This window comes from Sphingorhabdus sp. (genome assembly GCF_044354325.1).
Taxonomy (GTDB): domain Bacteria; phylum Pseudomonadota; class Alphaproteobacteria; order Sphingomonadales; family Sphingomonadaceae; genus Sphingorhabdus_B.
Window position 1 is genome coordinate 1 of sequence record NZ_JBILAF010000050.1, and the last position, 13,883, is coordinate 13,883.

Annotated in this window: 13 protein-coding genes; 6 read left to right on the plus strand and 7 right to left on the minus strand. The window is 53.8% G+C overall.

From position 1 onward, the window contains the following. The first annotated feature begins 48 nt into the window (after positions 1-48). The 5 genes from lptF to ACIQ0G_RS06205 are packed head-to-tail and all read left to right on the plus strand — an operon-like array spanning position 49 to position 4,865. Positions 49-1,287 carry an LPS export ABC transporter permease LptF gene (lptF, locus tag ACIQ0G_RS06185; RefSeq protein WP_397577154.1) on the plus strand — a complete coding sequence of 413 codons (1,239 nt, stop codon included), beginning with the start codon at positions 49-51 and terminating at the stop codon, positions 1,285-1,287. A 3-nt stretch (positions 1,288-1,290) separates the two neighbouring features. Continuing rightward, positions 1,291-2,379, plus strand: coding sequence for an LPS export ABC transporter permease LptG (gene lptG / locus ACIQ0G_RS06190; protein ID WP_397577155.1), 1,089 nt, complete (start codon positions 1,291-1,293; stop codon positions 2,377-2,379). 54 nt (positions 2,380-2,433) lie between these two features. Then, the gene (locus ACIQ0G_RS06195) at positions 2,434-3,585 is read left to right on the plus strand and encodes an N-acetyltransferase (RefSeq protein WP_397577156.1); all 1,152 of its coding nucleotides are present in this window, start codon (positions 2,434-2,436) and stop codon (positions 3,583-3,585) included. Between the two features lie 24 nt (positions 3,586-3,609). Beyond that, positions 3,610-4,170 (plus strand): DUF159 family protein, encoded by a 561-nt coding sequence (locus ACIQ0G_RS06200; RefSeq protein ID WP_397577157.1) that lies wholly within the window; start codon positions 3,610-3,612, stop codon positions 4,168-4,170. Next, entirely contained in the window at positions 4,161-4,865 is a 705-nt protein-coding gene (locus tag ACIQ0G_RS06205) for an NRDE family protein (RefSeq protein ID WP_397577158.1), read from the plus strand. The genes ACIQ0G_RS06200 and ACIQ0G_RS06205 overlap by 10 nt, the downstream gene beginning before the upstream one ends. 147 nt (positions 4,866-5,012) lie before the next feature. Here the strand turns inward: ACIQ0G_RS06205 and ACIQ0G_RS06210 are convergent, their stop codons facing one another. After that, positions 5,013-5,339 (minus strand): DUF952 domain-containing protein, encoded by a 327-nt coding sequence (locus ACIQ0G_RS06210; protein WP_397577159.1) that lies wholly within the window; start codon positions 5,337-5,339, stop codon positions 5,013-5,015. A 145-nt stretch (positions 5,340-5,484) separates the two neighbouring features. Here ACIQ0G_RS06210 and ACIQ0G_RS06215 point away from each other — a divergent pair, with 145 nt between their 5' ends. Then, entirely contained in the window at positions 5,485-6,465 is a 981-nt protein-coding gene (locus tag ACIQ0G_RS06215; protein ID WP_397577160.1) for a hypothetical protein, read from the plus strand. Between the two features lie 231 nt (positions 6,466-6,696). Here the strand turns inward: ACIQ0G_RS06215 and ACIQ0G_RS06220 are convergent, their stop codons facing one another. The 6 genes from ACIQ0G_RS06220 to ACIQ0G_RS06245 form a co-directional block, all read right to left on the minus strand. Then, entirely contained in the window at positions 6,697-6,996 is a 300-nt protein-coding gene (locus ACIQ0G_RS06220; protein ID WP_397577161.1) for a DUF1294 domain-containing protein, read from the minus strand. Positions 6,997-7,215: 219 nt separating this feature from the next. Continuing rightward, positions 7,216-7,998, minus strand: a complete 783-nt coding sequence (locus tag ACIQ0G_RS06225) for a putative phage abortive infection protein (protein ID WP_397577162.1) — start codon at positions 7,996-7,998, stop codon at positions 7,216-7,218. Positions 7,999-8,042: 44 nt separating this feature from the next. Beyond that, positions 8,043-9,068, minus strand: coding sequence for an STM4504/CBY_0614 family protein (locus ACIQ0G_RS06230; RefSeq protein WP_397577163.1), 1,026 nt, complete (start codon positions 9,066-9,068; stop codon positions 8,043-8,045). 308 nt (positions 9,069-9,376) lie between these two features. Further along, entirely contained in the window at positions 9,377-10,021 is a 645-nt protein-coding gene (locus ACIQ0G_RS06235) for a DUF3800 domain-containing protein (RefSeq protein WP_397577165.1), read from the minus strand. Between the two features lie 332 nt (positions 10,022-10,353). Further along, positions 10,354-11,406 (minus strand): ribonucleotide-diphosphate reductase subunit beta, encoded by a 1,053-nt coding sequence (locus ACIQ0G_RS06240; RefSeq protein ID WP_324478509.1) that lies wholly within the window; start codon positions 11,404-11,406, stop codon positions 10,354-10,356. A 55-nt stretch (positions 11,407-11,461) separates the two neighbouring features. After that, positions 11,462-13,372: a ribonucleoside-diphosphate reductase subunit alpha gene (locus ACIQ0G_RS06245; RefSeq protein WP_397577164.1), complete on the minus strand. Its 1,911-nt coding sequence runs from the start codon at positions 13,370-13,372 to the stop codon at positions 11,462-11,464. Positions 13,373-13,883: the final 511 nt, after the last annotated feature.

Genomic DNA, 13,883 nt, shown 5'->3' on the forward strand with positions numbered 1-13,883 from the left:
CTATCGGGTCAGTTTGCGGCCAAATTAGGGTGACAGGGCGACCATAAGTTGAAATTTCTTACTGCCACCGACCGATATATCTTCCGGCTTGTGATGTTGCCGCTGCTCGCGACGCTCGCAATCGCGGCTTCATTGTTGCTGCTGGACAAGATGTTGACGCTGTTTGACTTCGTCGCCGCAGAGGGCGGACCGGTCAGCGTGGTCTGGCGCATGCTCGCAAATCTGATGCCGGAATATCTGTCGCTTGGCATCCCTATCGGGCTGTTGCTGGGCATATTGCTGGCGTTCCGCAAGCTCGCGACATCGTCCGAACTCGACATTTTCCGGGCGGTGGGGATGAGCTATTTCCGGCTGTTGCGCGTGCCATTCCTGCTGGCAATCGCGCTGGCTACGGTCAATTTTGCTATTGTCGGCTTCCTGCAGCCCAGCGCACGCTATCTGTACGAAGAACTCCGCTTCGAACTGCGATCAGGCGCCTTTGGCGCGAAGGTCCGGGTCGGCGAATTCAACAATGTTGGCAAAAATTTGACCATGCGCATCGATGAAAGCCGGGACAATGGCAACGCGCTGTCGGGCATGTTTGTGTACGCGCAAAGCAACAATGGACAGTCCATCGCCGTTACGGCTGAAAAGGGTCAGTTTCTGCGCACCGATGATCCGGACACGATATTGCTGCGATTGGAAAAGGGCACGCTGGTGCACGACGCGCCCAATTATAAATCACCGCGCGTGCTCAGCTTTACCAGTCATGACGTCCCTATCCCGCTGCCGCAGATTGAAAGTTTTCGGTCGCGTGGCGGCAAAGACCGTGAATATCTGATTACAGAATTGGTGCAGATCGGGAATGATATGCAAAGGCCCGCGTCGGAACGCGACAGTGCGTGGTCGAATTTCCATTTCCGCCTAGTTGAGGTGGCGATGATGCTTCTGCTGCCATTGCTTGCATTGGCGCTGGCGATACCGCCGAAACGGTCGACATCTGCGCTTGGCGTCTTTTTATCGATCGTGATGGTAGTGACCTATCATAAGATAAACGAATATGCCGAAAGCGTCGGTGCCATGGGCATTGTTGATCCGTTTGTCGCATTGTGGGCGCCATTTGTGCTGTTCGCCGCGCTCATCATTTGGATGTATCATGTGATCGCGCATGTGCCCGGCGGTCAGCCTATCGGCGCTCTTGAAGTCTTCGCGACAAAGGCCGGTAAATGGTTCAAGAAACTGTTCCGCTGGGGCCGAAAATCGCGGCTGGCCACCATTGGCATGCCTGTGCCGCAAGAGGGGTCATAACCCATGCATTTCTTCCCCTCGCGCAACATCACAATGTACATGGCCCGGCTGTTTGTCGTGCGCAGCTTTGCTGTGTTGATGATGCTTGTGCTGGTGCTGATGACGCTCGATCTGCTGGGTGAAAGTGGCAAGATATTGGCGGTACCCGGAAATGATCAGGGCGATGTCTTGCGCTATGTGACGATGCGTGCGCCGCAAATTATTGCCAGATTTCTGCCCTTCTCGGTGCTGTTGGGGACATTAATCACCTTCGCGACCCTCAGCCAGAACAGTGAAGTGGTGGCGATGAAGGCGGCGGGATTGTCCGCGCACCAAATTCTAGCGCCCATGTTTGTCGCTAGCTTGGGCGTCGCGCTTATTTCGTTCGTGTTTAACGACGTTGTCGTCGCGCCGAATACGCAAAAGCTTAAAGTTTGGAAGGATGCCGAATATGGCGTCGTCGCGCCCGATACGGACGCGCGCAACAATGTGTGGGTCCGCGAAGGCGGCGACCTTATCAATGCAGGCAGGGTGCTGGGATCGGGCGACAATATCGTCCTCGATAATGTCCGCATCTATTTGCGCGCCAATGGCGGTTTGCGTCAGGTCATTACCGCGCCAAATGCCCGTTATGTGGGCAATGCATGGCTGCTTGAAAATGCGGAGACATTTGACGTCGCGACCACCGAACAGAAGAAGGTGAGCAATCTTATCATCGGCAAAGGCATTACGCCCGATAGGTTCAACGTCCTCAAGGTCGATGGGGAGAGCCTGGCTTTCTTGCCGTTGATGCGCGCCATTGACGATCTGCGCGCCGCCGGTCGCCGCACCGATAATCTTGAAGGCATATTGTGGCACAAGCTGGCGGGGCCATTGTCGACCTTGCTAATGCCATTGCTCGCCGCAGTCGCCGCCTTTGGACTTGCCCGCTCGGGCGCTTTGTTCGTGCGCGCGGTGCTGGGCATGGCGCTTGGCTTTACCTATTTCGTGGCGGATAACTTTGCCTTGGCGATGGGCAATCTGGGTGCTTATCCGCCCTGGATTGCCGCATGGGGACCATTTCTGCTCTTTTTACTCATCGGCGAAACGGTGCTTATCCGCACCGAAGAATAAGCCTTCCGGATAAGGGTGCGTTGGGCACATAAAAATGCGTTTCGGGAATTCACTATGACAGACATCATCATTCGGCCGGTTGCAACCAAGGCAGACAAACGCGCCTTTATTGACCTGCCGTTCCGGCTTTATGCCAATGATCCCAACTGGGTTCCGCCATTGAAAAGCGATGTGATGGCGACGATTACACCGGGCAAGAACCCATGGTTCGAACATGGTGAAGCGCAGCTTTTCCTTGCCGAAAAGGACGGGAAAGTTGTTGGCCGGATCTCCGCACATTTGGATTTTCTCGCGCTGAAACAGCCGCCAGAACAAGGCATGGGCCCGGGCGTTGGCAATTGGGGATTTTTTGAGGCGGAAGATGAAGCCACCGGAAAGCTGCTGATTTCGACCGCTGAAGATTGGCTGCGCAGCAAAAACATGGCGCGCTCGCTCGGGCCGCTGAGCCTGTCCATCTGGGAAGAACCGGGCGTGTTGATTGATGGCCATGACCATCCCTCGACCGTGCTGATGGGCTATCATAACGCAGCTTATGGCGGGTGGATTGAGGCAGCGGGCTACGCCGGCATCAAAGATCTTTATACCTATCAAATCCCGATTGATGTGCCGTTTCCGCCGCTGGTGGAACGCATTGTCGCATCGGGCGAGCGCAACGAACGCATCGTCATTCGTAAGGTGAACAAGGATAATTTTGACGCGGAAGCGGCGTTAATCCTGTCCATATTGAACGACGCGTGGAGCGGAAATTGGGGCTTTGTCCCCATCACCGATGCCGAAGTCGCGCACACCGGAAAGCAGTTAAAACCTATCGTCTTTAACGACTTAATCCGGATTGCGGAGGTTGATGGCGAACCCGTTGCCTTCATGATGACATGGCCCGACATCAACGAAAAAATCGCTCAATTTGGTGGCAGCCTGTTCCCGTTCAACTGGGCGAAGCTTTTGTGGTGGTTGCGTGCGCCAAAGGTCAGCACGATGCGCGTGCCGTTGATGGGCGTGATGAAAAAACTGCAGTCGACCCGCATGGCGAGCCAATTGGCGTTCATGATGGTCTCGCTCATTCGCGATGCGTCCACCAGCCAATATGGCGCAAGCCGCGGTGAATTCGGCTGGGTCCTTGATGACAATGGCCCGATGCGGTCGGTGGGTGAGGCGATTAACGGTAAAATCAACAAGGTATACCGCATCTACGAAAAGCAGCTTTGACGGCGTGCGCGGACATATGCTGGCGTGACACGCATATATCGTCTTGATGCGCATTCCCGCGATATCGCCGAGGCCCTGTCCGCAGACCACGGTCCGGACCCATGGGGCGGCGGTGAGCCAAGGCCGGGGACATTTGCGCCGGTCGTCGTCCGCTCATCCAAAACGGCACGGCGCTTTATCCGCCCGATGGTGTGGGGCTATCCCGCGCCCAACAGCCTGACGCCCGCGGGCGATGTGCAATGGGTGACGTCGGTGCGCAATGTGGCAAGCCCGTTTTGGATCGGCAATTTGCGGCACACCGAATTGCGTTGCCTCGTTCCGGCGACGTCGATTGGCAACCAGCCGCCGGCGCACCCCGACAGCGGCCCAGCATCGGTCTGCGCGATGGCGGGCATTTGGCGGGACCTGACGGATATACCGGTCTTTGCGATCATCAGCGTTGATGATGCCACGGACCCCGCAAAAAAGCGCAGCACGCCGCTCATTCTCAACAGCGCGCAGCAGCACATGTGGCTGACGGCGGATTGGAAAGCGGCCTCTCGCCTGGTCCAGCCTGCGCAAAAGGAACCCATGGCATGTGCGTAGTATCCATCGCGTGGGAGGCGCATCCGCGTTGGAAATTCATCGCGATTGGCAACCGCGATGAATTTCACGACCGCGAGTCTGACGCGCTCAGTTCATGGGTGGACGCGCCGTCGATATTGGCGGGGCGCGATTTGCTGTCGGGCGGTACATGGATGGGTGTGCACAGCGATGGCCGCTTCGGTGTCGTCACCAACATACGCAACCCCGATGGCCCCGACCCGACCAAAAAGTCGCGGGGTGCGCTGGTTACCGACTGGTTGTCTGGCGGAGTGTTGCCGAGCGCTGTGGAGACATTTAGCCCGTTCAATCTGGTGTTGGCTGACAAGGATGGCCTGACGCATATCGCGAACCGGCCCCGCGCGGTGCAGGAGAGATGGCCCCGCGGCATATATGGATTATCCAATGCGGAAACGGGCGCGCCGTGGCCGCGCAAGGACCGGTTGAACCGCGCGCTCACAGAATGGTTTGCCGCCGAAGGGCATGATCCGGCCGACCTATTCGACGTCCTTTTGGACGATCAAAGCCCGGCATCGGGCGATCCGCCGATCTTCATCCGCAACGCCGTTTACGGGACGCGCTGCAGCACACTGGTTGCCGTGGATGGCGACGGCGGCGGGTTCATCATGGAACGGCGCTTTGACCGCGGTGGCAATTTTGCCCGCGAGAGCCGTTTCACATTTGATTGGCCAATTTAACGCGTGATGGCTTCGCCGATAGAGGCGTAGATCATCGCCACGGTAAAGGCTGCGATCATGCCGATGAACAAGGCGACGGCGGGAATTTGAAAAACGTCCATATCAGGCTCCTTGGGTTAGGAAGCCACTATGCACCGCGCAATCAGGTCATGCTTTGATCTGGATCAAATGGCCGACAATCGCGCCCATCGGCAACGGCCCATAGATATGCGGGAAAAGCGCACCGCCGCGGGATTCCTCCCAGACGATGGTCTCACCCAGATAGGCCAAGTTCACCTCGGCAATGACGAGGCCGTCTTGCCCCGCGAAATGCTTGTCGAGCGTGCCCTGCAGCTGATCCTTGGCCGACAAATGAATATAGCCATCGGCCAGATCGACTGGCGCGCCGTGAAAGACGCCTTCGGCTTCAAACTGCGCCCATTGCGCGGCGGTGAATATTTTGAAGGCGGTATCGGGATGGCTATGTTCGGACATAGGCCGCCCATGCCGAAAAGCAGGGTTGGGCGCAAGCCGCGCATAGGGGGCAGGGGCCGCCACACCACGCCACCCCCCAAAAAACCATTTTCCTACACGAACCTATATGGTTCATAATCGCCTCCGTTTTTTTGAAATGGAGCGTATGATGCGTAACAAAGTCCCCGTCCCCCGCGAAAACCGCGCGGCTTTGCCGGATTTCACCCCTGTGCCGCTGCGATACCGCCATGATGGGTGGACGCCGGAGCGGCAGCGCGGCTTTATTGAGGCGTTGGCCGACACCGGCTGCGTCTCGCGCGCGACGGCCATCGTCAACATGTCGTTGGAGGGCGTCTATTATCTGCGCCGGCAAAAGGGCGCGGAGGAGTTTCGCGCCGCGTGGAATGCTGCGCTCGATTTCGGGGTGCAAAAGTTAAAGGACATCGCCTTTGAACGCGCGATTGAGGGGGAGATGATCCCCGTCTTTGAAAAGGGCAAGTTGATGGGGTACCGGCGCAAACGCAACGACCGGCTGCTGATGTTCTGCCTGCGCCATTATGGGCAGGATGCGAACGGCAAACGCACCACGATCAACTATTTCAGCAGCCGGGCCCAAGCGGGGACAGCCAGCGGAGAGGCAAGCGGAGGCGCAGGCGGCAGCATATCGGCGGCAGAGGCCAGCACCACCACCGTGCGCACCGTAATCAACGGCAATGGCACCGCCGCCAACATCGACGACGCGGCCCGCACGCTGGAAAATTTTGAAGGCATTGAATTGGACGCCGAGGCACAGGCCGCAATCACCGCCGCGTTGGAGGCATGCGCCGCCCGCTACCGCGCCGCAGGGGAGATTATTGACGACGGCGGCGATGATGCAATCGCGATGATGGTCGATGATCCCGACCAAATCTATGTCCCGACGGGCAAGAACACCTCCCCCTATCACGGCGAATTGGTTCTGCCCGACATGGTGACCGAATTTGTGCCGTTTCAGGAAGGGGAATCGCACTGGACCAATGCCGGGGCCGAGCTTCCTTATTGGGCGCAGCCAGACGCGTTGCAGAGGCTGGAGGCGCCAACGGACGAGGTGCCAAAACGCAAGCGCAAGTCGAATGGGAAACGCAAGGCGAAGGCGACGGAGGGCTGACTAGGCGGCCATCGTGATGCTGCCCTTTCCCCGTCACCCTGAATACGCCACGTCGTCACGCCCCGACGTCGTCTCTCCCCACTTCGTCATGCTGAACTTGTTTCAGCATCTTACTTTTCAACGTCAGTAAGTAAGACCCTGGCACGCAGTCACCGCAGGTGAAACAAGTTCAGGGTGACGGGGACGGGGAAGGGGTAGTAAGGTGGGAACGAACCCCCGTTCAGCCCCCAACTACCCCACCAACATCCATCCCCCCATCAGCGCGAGGGCCAAGACGTGCAGGATCGCGGTCTGGTGCAGGTGGCTGGAAAAGGGTTGCTTGCGCGTCTTATGCCGGAACAATGCACGGCCGGCATAAGCGCCGATGGTACCCCCCAAAAACGCCCAAGCCAGCAACGTCCCTTCGGACACCCGCCACGATCCCGCCTCCGCACGGACCTTGTCAAAACCGAACAGCATGAACGTCCACAAATTGACCAGCGCAAACAGGCCAAAGGCATTGGGGAGGGTGAGGAGGGTAGGGAGGTTCATGAGGGATAGGGGTGTTTGAGAAGGACCGTCCACGCGCAGCAGGCGGAGGAAACGATAGCAATTATTGATAAGGCTGATGCGGATAAGAAGTTTGCATAATTGAAATCCGATGGAATAGAAACCGGCGTCCACTTGTAGGTAGATGCGAAAGGCACGGCAATAATGACTCCGGTCTAGCTGACGACCAGAATTGCATTGTATTCTGCGTGATCATAGAATTTATGTGATTTCGGCGCTTGGGGATTTAAATGCTGATGCCTTAAATTTTTGTTTTAGTTTAAAAATTTCGACTATATTTTCCGATAAGTTATTTAAAATTCCGTATTTCTCTACTAGTGGCTTAAGATTTTTTCGACCTTCTGCATGAAATGCGCAATTCAAAGCGATCAGTGCTAACTCTGAATCAGACAATAAAGATCTAAATATTTTTATATAAAAATATTTATTTTTAATGTCGGAGTTATCTATAAAGACAATTATATTATAAAATAATCTAAAATAGTGCGCAAGATCATTAATATATTTTTTGAAATAATTATTATATATATTTAGATGGTCGCTGCCATAAGGTTTAGATTCATATTCAATTCTTTTGTATATATGTGAAAATGCGTCCCTTCCCGATTTCATATTTTGGGACGCTCCTCTATCAATATCTGTTTGAGAAACAGTTTTTTCAAAAAATCCTACTAGATTGAAAAATGTGTTTTCAAAGGCTCGAATGGCGTCCTGCTTTTCTCGCTTCGCTTCGCGAAGCTCTGCATTTTTAGATTCTTGTTTTTGTTCATGGAGCGCTGAAAATGCTGCTAATGCGGCAAGCGACGCCATCAGGGCGCTAATTGGTCCGAACGAATCCCCGAACGAACCGGTATTGCTAAAGTTCCAATCCACTCCTGTCGGATTAAATCCGGCGCCACTGGATACGATAATTGCGATCCAAATCGCCAGTGCGGCGATTAATGCAAAGCTATATCTTTTTAAATAACTTAGAATCTGCAGCATGATTAAAGCTTTCGCGGCTAAAAGTATGTCTTTGCAAAATCGCGTTACACCTTACTCAAATTTTTTTGTGCTTCGGAAATCAGTATGATTTTTGCGCCTGCTAGATGAAGAGCATAAGCTGCTACATAGGACGGAGTGCTTCGCAGCTCGGCTCCTTGCCCGTGCGCAGCAGCTTCATTTCGAACTTTCGGTAAGCCCGACGACAGTGTGGCAATTAATTGATCAAAGGATCCATCAAGGTAATCCGGCCACAGGCCATTTGACTTCACTAATTTTAACAGATCGGTTGCTCGAGCACCTTTTTGATACACCCAGCGATTTTTGTCGCAAACTACCTTAAGCGTACTTTCAAACGAATTTGAAGCTAGGATGATCGCCCGTTCATAATCACCATTTCTAAAGCTTTCATGTGCCGACAGAAATTCTGATCGCGGTCCGCTAAACTCTTCCGAATTTAAAATGTGAATGGCAGGTTTGACTACTTCTTGATGCATGAACTGGGAATCTACTCTTATAAATTTTCCCTCTTCAATTTGGTATCCTAAGCAAGCCTCGCGAAATCTATAATTTATCTCATCTATGGCGCTATCGGGTTCTTGCGTGATTCCTACGTTTTTGCGATTATGTTCTGACGTCATTTTAAGTTTGATAATATACGTGCAGCACATTTCTACGGTATCAAGAAATTCATTGATACCGGCATTGCCTATGAAGCCGACAACGTTTGCTAGCGCCAGTTGCTTGCCGCGTAATGAATGAACTCCAAATTCTTTGCAAAGGGCTTTGTGAATGAATTCCCAAGCGTCGGGATTATGTTTATGCTGCGCACCCGCCGCATAGAAGTTCGCGGCGAATTGCGGTCCAATTGCGTCAACAAGTATCTGTTGTACTTGAACGCGCAGGGTATTCGGCACGCTATCATATTGATAAACGTCGGACAGGTTAGAATTAGCTTGGCGCTTTGTTCTCTTCGAATACAAATCAAAAATCAAAAACCAGATCCCACTCCGCATTAACCCTAGCCCGTGCAGCATATCGCCCCAAAATACAAAATCAAACCAATATGGCATCTTTATAGTCCATTTTGGCTGTTATCCACAGCATTACCAATGGCATAAAGCGGGCGCGCCTCACGCCGCCGGTGGGCGCACGAATTTGGGGCGATCGGCGTCGGTATAACTAATGAAACAAGCTAGATTTTAAGCCTTCGATCATTACGAACTTCGTAATTTGCTTGCAGAAACTGTCATTTTGGCGTATTAAATGGACAAAGGTTCCTCTCCGATGACAGACAAAGGTTCCTCTCCGATGACAAGAGCCCAAGGGGCTCTCTTCAGCGATGAAGTAGTCGGAGAGGTCACATTTTTGGCGCTAACCTCTAATAATATCGCCGCGTTCCCTTTCGAAAAATTTCAAATTCGCTACGCAACGCTGGCTTTATTCTGGCGTGATAAGCAGCTTCGCCTGTTTGCCATTTCCGGTACACCGCCCAACAACAATAGTCAGCAACTTGTAGTCCAAAGTGGGATCGCGAACTGTGATGCAGAATACGGTATCGCATGCCTTCGGGTAGCATCTCTGCAAACGCACGCTGAACGCCTTTCTCAACTGCACGGCGCTTTTTATTAACCGGAATCAAATCGGTTATAACAATGACCTCAGTGGCGCCTGCGGAAATTTCCAAAGGCACTCCGTATTTCAACAAATGTCCGAGCATTTCCGTATAAAATCGCGCATCGACTTGCAGCGCGGGGCCTGTCTTGGGCTTTTCGACGACGAGGCTATCAATTCTTAACGCATCTATCGATTCAGTGATGATGTCGAATACACGCCCGCGGACATGGTTGTTATCATCTGCGCAATGAAAATATTCCGTGTCCAAGCCATATTCTAAACAATCATGTTTATATCCATCCAGAGCATCGGTGGCGCTGAATGGTCGGCGCATAGCGACACTGGTCAAAACAAACCATCGTGATCCGTTTTGACTAAAGTCGAGATTACCCGCCTCATCGAGAAATATTTAGGCGCAACCGCTCACGGCAGGATTTCCCGGTCTCCACGCAAGTTCATTCTTCCATATCAGATTCAGGCACGTGAAAACCTATTCGGGCTGCTGGTCATGCCGAACATATTGTCAACAAATGTGAAGTCAATCGGAGGGAGTGAGATTTTACAACGCTACCAATGGCATCGCGCACAACGCGCATCGCGCCGCATTGGCGCGCACGACCTTATGGCGATCGGCGTCGGGCGCCGTCGCTTCGTTTATGTCTATCTATGGAAGTTATGGGTCGCGGTCGTCAGGTGGAAACGACTTGGTCTCCATCCTGACGACAGGCGACGGGTGGCGGATTATTCCGCGGCGACCCCGGCTTGTTCGAACATATCGACGCCGTCATTTTCGGCGATGGGTTCAATGCCGATGATCTTTTTCTTACGATTGTCAAAGCTGTCCCACACTTGGCCCCAATCGCCGCGTGTCGACGCCTTGCTGTACTCGGTCGCGCGGGTTTCGAAGAAGTTGGCGTGCTCGACGCCGTTCAACAATGGCGCGAGCCATGGCAGCGGGTGGTCTTCGACCATGTAAATTGCGGGCAGGCCCAGCTGGCCCAAACGCCAATCGGCGATGTAGCGGATGTAGCGTTTGATTTCCTTGGCGGTCATGCCGGGGACGGGGCCCATTTCGAACGCAAGGTCGATGAACGCGTCTTCCAAACGGACAACCTTTTGGCAGCAATCGATAATGTCTTCCTTCACCGACTTGGTAAGGCAGCCGCGCTCTGCACAAAATGCGTGGAACAGCTTGGTAATGCCTTCGCAGTGCAGCGATTCGTCACGGACCGACCAGGATACGATTTGCCCCATGCCCTTCATCTTGTTGAAGCGCGGGAAGTTCATCAGCATCGCGAAGGATGCGAACAGTTGCAGCCCTTCGGTAAAGCCGCCGAACATCGCCAATGTGCGGGCAATGTCTTCGTCGGTGTCGACGCCGAATTGGTGGATATAATCAACCTTCGCCGCCATTTCTTCATATTCGAGGAAGGCGGAATATTCGGACTCGGGCATGCCGATGGTGTCCAGCAAGTGGCTATATGCCGCGACGTGAACGGTTTCCATGTTGGAAAACGCGGTCAGCATCATCTTCACTTCGGTCGGTTTGAACACGCGGCCGTAATTTTCGTGGTAGCAATTCTGCACCTCGATATCGGCTTGGGTGAAGAAGCGGAAGATTTGCGTGAGCAGGTTGCGTTCGTGGTCCGAAAGCTTCTGCGCCCAATCGCGGCAATCTTCGCCCAAGGGCACTTCTTCGGGCAGCCAATGGATCTGCTGTTGGCGTTTCCAAAAGTCATAGGCCCAAGGATATTCAAAAGGCTTGTAGCTATTGCGTGCTTGTAACAATGACATGTCGGTTTCCTTGGGTCTTTAACTGTTCAATACGGTCGGTCGTGTCCCTTTTGCCTTATTGGCAGGCGAGGCACTCTTCGTAATCGGTTTGCGCGGCAAGCTCCATCACGGGCAGCTCGGCGGTGTTGTCCGCCTCCACCCCGCCGGCAAAGCCAGCGCGCTGAATGCTCTTTGAACGCAGATAATATAGTGACTTCACGCCCAATTCCCATGCGCGGAAGTGGAGCATGAGAAGGTCCCATTTTTCCACATCGGCGGGGATGTACAGGTTCAGCGATGTCGCCTGATCGATATACGGCGTGCGGTCCGCGGCCAGTTCGATCAACCAACGCTGGTCGATTTCAAAGCTTGTCTTGAACGTGTCCTTCTCCTCAGGCGTCAAGAAGTCGAGATGTTGGACAGAGCCGCCCTTTTCAAGGATGCTGTTCCAGACATTGGTCGAATCCTTCGCCTTTTCCTGCAACAGCTTTTCCAGATAGGGATTCTTCACGATGAAGCTGCCCGAAAGCGTCTTGTGCGTGTAAATATTTGCCGGAATCGGCTCAATACACGCGCTGGTGCCGCCGCAAATGATCGAAATTGACGCGGTCGGCGCAATCGCCATTTTGCAGGAAAACCGCTCCATAACGCCCATATCCTCAGCATCAGGGCAGGCCCCCCGCTCATTGGCCAGCATCATCGACGCCTCATCAACCTGCGCCCGGATGTGTCGAAAGAACTTCATGTTCCAAGATTTGGCAAGCGCGCTTTCAAAGCCAACGCCGCGTGACTGCAGGAAGCTGTGATAGCCCATGACGCCCAAACCAACCGATCGCTCGCGACCGGCCGAATATTTGGCACGCGACATTTCGTCCGGCGCGCGGTCGATAAAGTCCTGAAGCACGTTGTCGAGCATGCGCATGACGTCTTCGATGAAGACCTTGTCGCCGTTCCACTCATCCCACGTTTCGAGATTGAGCGACGACAGACAGCAGACCGCGGTGCGGTCATTGCCCAAATGGTCGTGACCCGTTGGCAAGGTAATTTCGCTGCAAAGATTGGACGTCGACACTTTCAGACCAAGATCGCGGTGATGCTTGGGCATCGCGTTGTTCACGGTGTCGCTGAAGATGATATAAGGCTCGCCCGTGGCAAGGCGGGTTTCCACCAGCTTTTGGAATAGCGAACGTGCATCAACCGTGCTGCGCACTTCGCCGGTTTTGGGCGAACGCAGGTTGAACTCTTCACCAGCGCGGACGGCTCCCATGAATTCGTCCGACAGCAAAACGCCGTGGTGCAAGTTCAGCGCCTTGCGGTTGAAGTCGCCCGATGGCTTGCGGATTTCAAGGAATTCTTCGATTTCAGGATGGCTGACATCGAGATAGCACGCGGCCGAACCACGACGCAGCGAACCTTGCGAGATCGCGAGGGTAAGGCTGTCCATAACGCGGACAAACGGAATGATGCCGCTGGTCTTGCCGTTGAGGCCAACAGGTTCGCCAATGCCGCGCACATTGCCCCAATAGGTACCAATGCCGCCGCCGCGTGATGCGAGCCAGACGTTTTCGTTCCATGTGTTGACGATGCCTTCAAGGCTGTCGTCGACGCTGTTCAGATAGCAGCTGATAGGAAGGCCACGGCCCGTTCCGCCGTTTGACAGCACTGGCGTTGCCGGCATGAACCAAAGCCGCGAGATATAGTCATAGAGCCGCTGGGCATGATCCTGATCATCCGCATATGCCGACGCAACGCGGGCAAACAGGTCCTGATAGCTTTCGCCCGGCAACAAATAACGATCCTGCAGCGTGTCCTTACCAAATTCGGTCAGCAGGGCATCGCGCGACGAATCCGTCACAACGCTGAAACGGCGCTCGTCAACGGATTTGCTCGACGCAGCTTTCTTGTCGTCAGCCGGCTTGGTCTCGGCTTCCACCTTCACAGCTTCGGTAGCAACTTTTTCAAGCATATCAGTCATCATTGCGGTCATATCGTCGGCCCCTTGGCCTGTATCCCTGAAATCCATTTAACCCATTGCTCCATTCATTGCGGCGACCCGAAACCAGATGCCGGTTTCCCGGCGGCCAGCGACCAGTTCAAATATCTGTCGGAAACGCGTGTTCCCATATTGTTCGACTCAGGGCGCGAAACTCCCTGTTAGCATTTTTTGACCACGTCAGGGGGTATATTTTCACTTGTCCCCAGCTTATCGACGGAAAAAACCTCCCCCGATCGCAGAATCGCATCTGCAGCTCAAAGCACAAATTGTGGTAATGCCCCCTATGGCCAACCGCTACCTATAGTGCCTTATTCATTTTCAGACGCAAGGGGGTAAATTGTAAATTAACCTTTCAATTCGTCGCTATTCTGATTCCATTCGTCGCAGTTGTCGGCGGACAAAAGGTAGCGACGCGTGGACGTTCTAAGTGTTGCTGAAGGCGCAAGATGGAAAATGATGAATTGAAAATAATTCTGTTGTCAAAATGAACCCAATCTTGCGC

Coding starts and splice junctions, on each gene's coding strand:
- lptG (WP_397577155.1), top strand. CDS start 1,291: ATGCATTTCTTCCCCTCGCGCAACATCACAATGTACATGGCCCGGCTG.
- ACIQ0G_RS06215 (WP_397577160.1), top strand. CDS start 5,485: ATGATGCGTAACAAAGTCCCCGTCCCCCGCGAAAACCGCGCGGCTTTG.
- ACIQ0G_RS06245 (WP_397577164.1), bottom strand. CDS start 13,372: ATGACCGCAATGATGACTGATATGCTTGAAAAAGTTGCTACCGAAGCT.
- ACIQ0G_RS06225 (WP_397577162.1), bottom strand. CDS start 7,998: ATGCTGCAGATTCTAAGTTATTTAAAAAGATATAGCTTTGCATTAATC.
- ACIQ0G_RS06195 (WP_397577156.1), top strand. CDS start 2,434: ATGACAGACATCATCATTCGGCCGGTTGCAACCAAGGCAGACAAACGC.
- ACIQ0G_RS06205 (WP_397577158.1), top strand. CDS start 4,161: ATGTGCGTAGTATCCATCGCGTGGGAGGCGCATCCGCGTTGGAAATTC.
- ACIQ0G_RS06240 (WP_324478509.1), bottom strand. CDS start 11,406: ATGTCATTGTTACAAGCACGCAATAGCTACAAGCCTTTTGAATATCCT.
- ACIQ0G_RS06230 (WP_397577163.1), bottom strand. CDS start 9,068: ATGCCATATTGGTTTGATTTTGTATTTTGGGGCGATATGCTGCACGGG.
- ACIQ0G_RS06220 (WP_397577161.1), bottom strand. CDS start 6,996: ATGAACCTCCCTACCCTCCTCACCCTCCCCAATGCCTTTGGCCTGTTT.
- ACIQ0G_RS06210 (WP_397577159.1), bottom strand. CDS start 5,339: ATGTCCGAACATAGCCATCCCGATACCGCCTTCAAAATATTCACCGCC.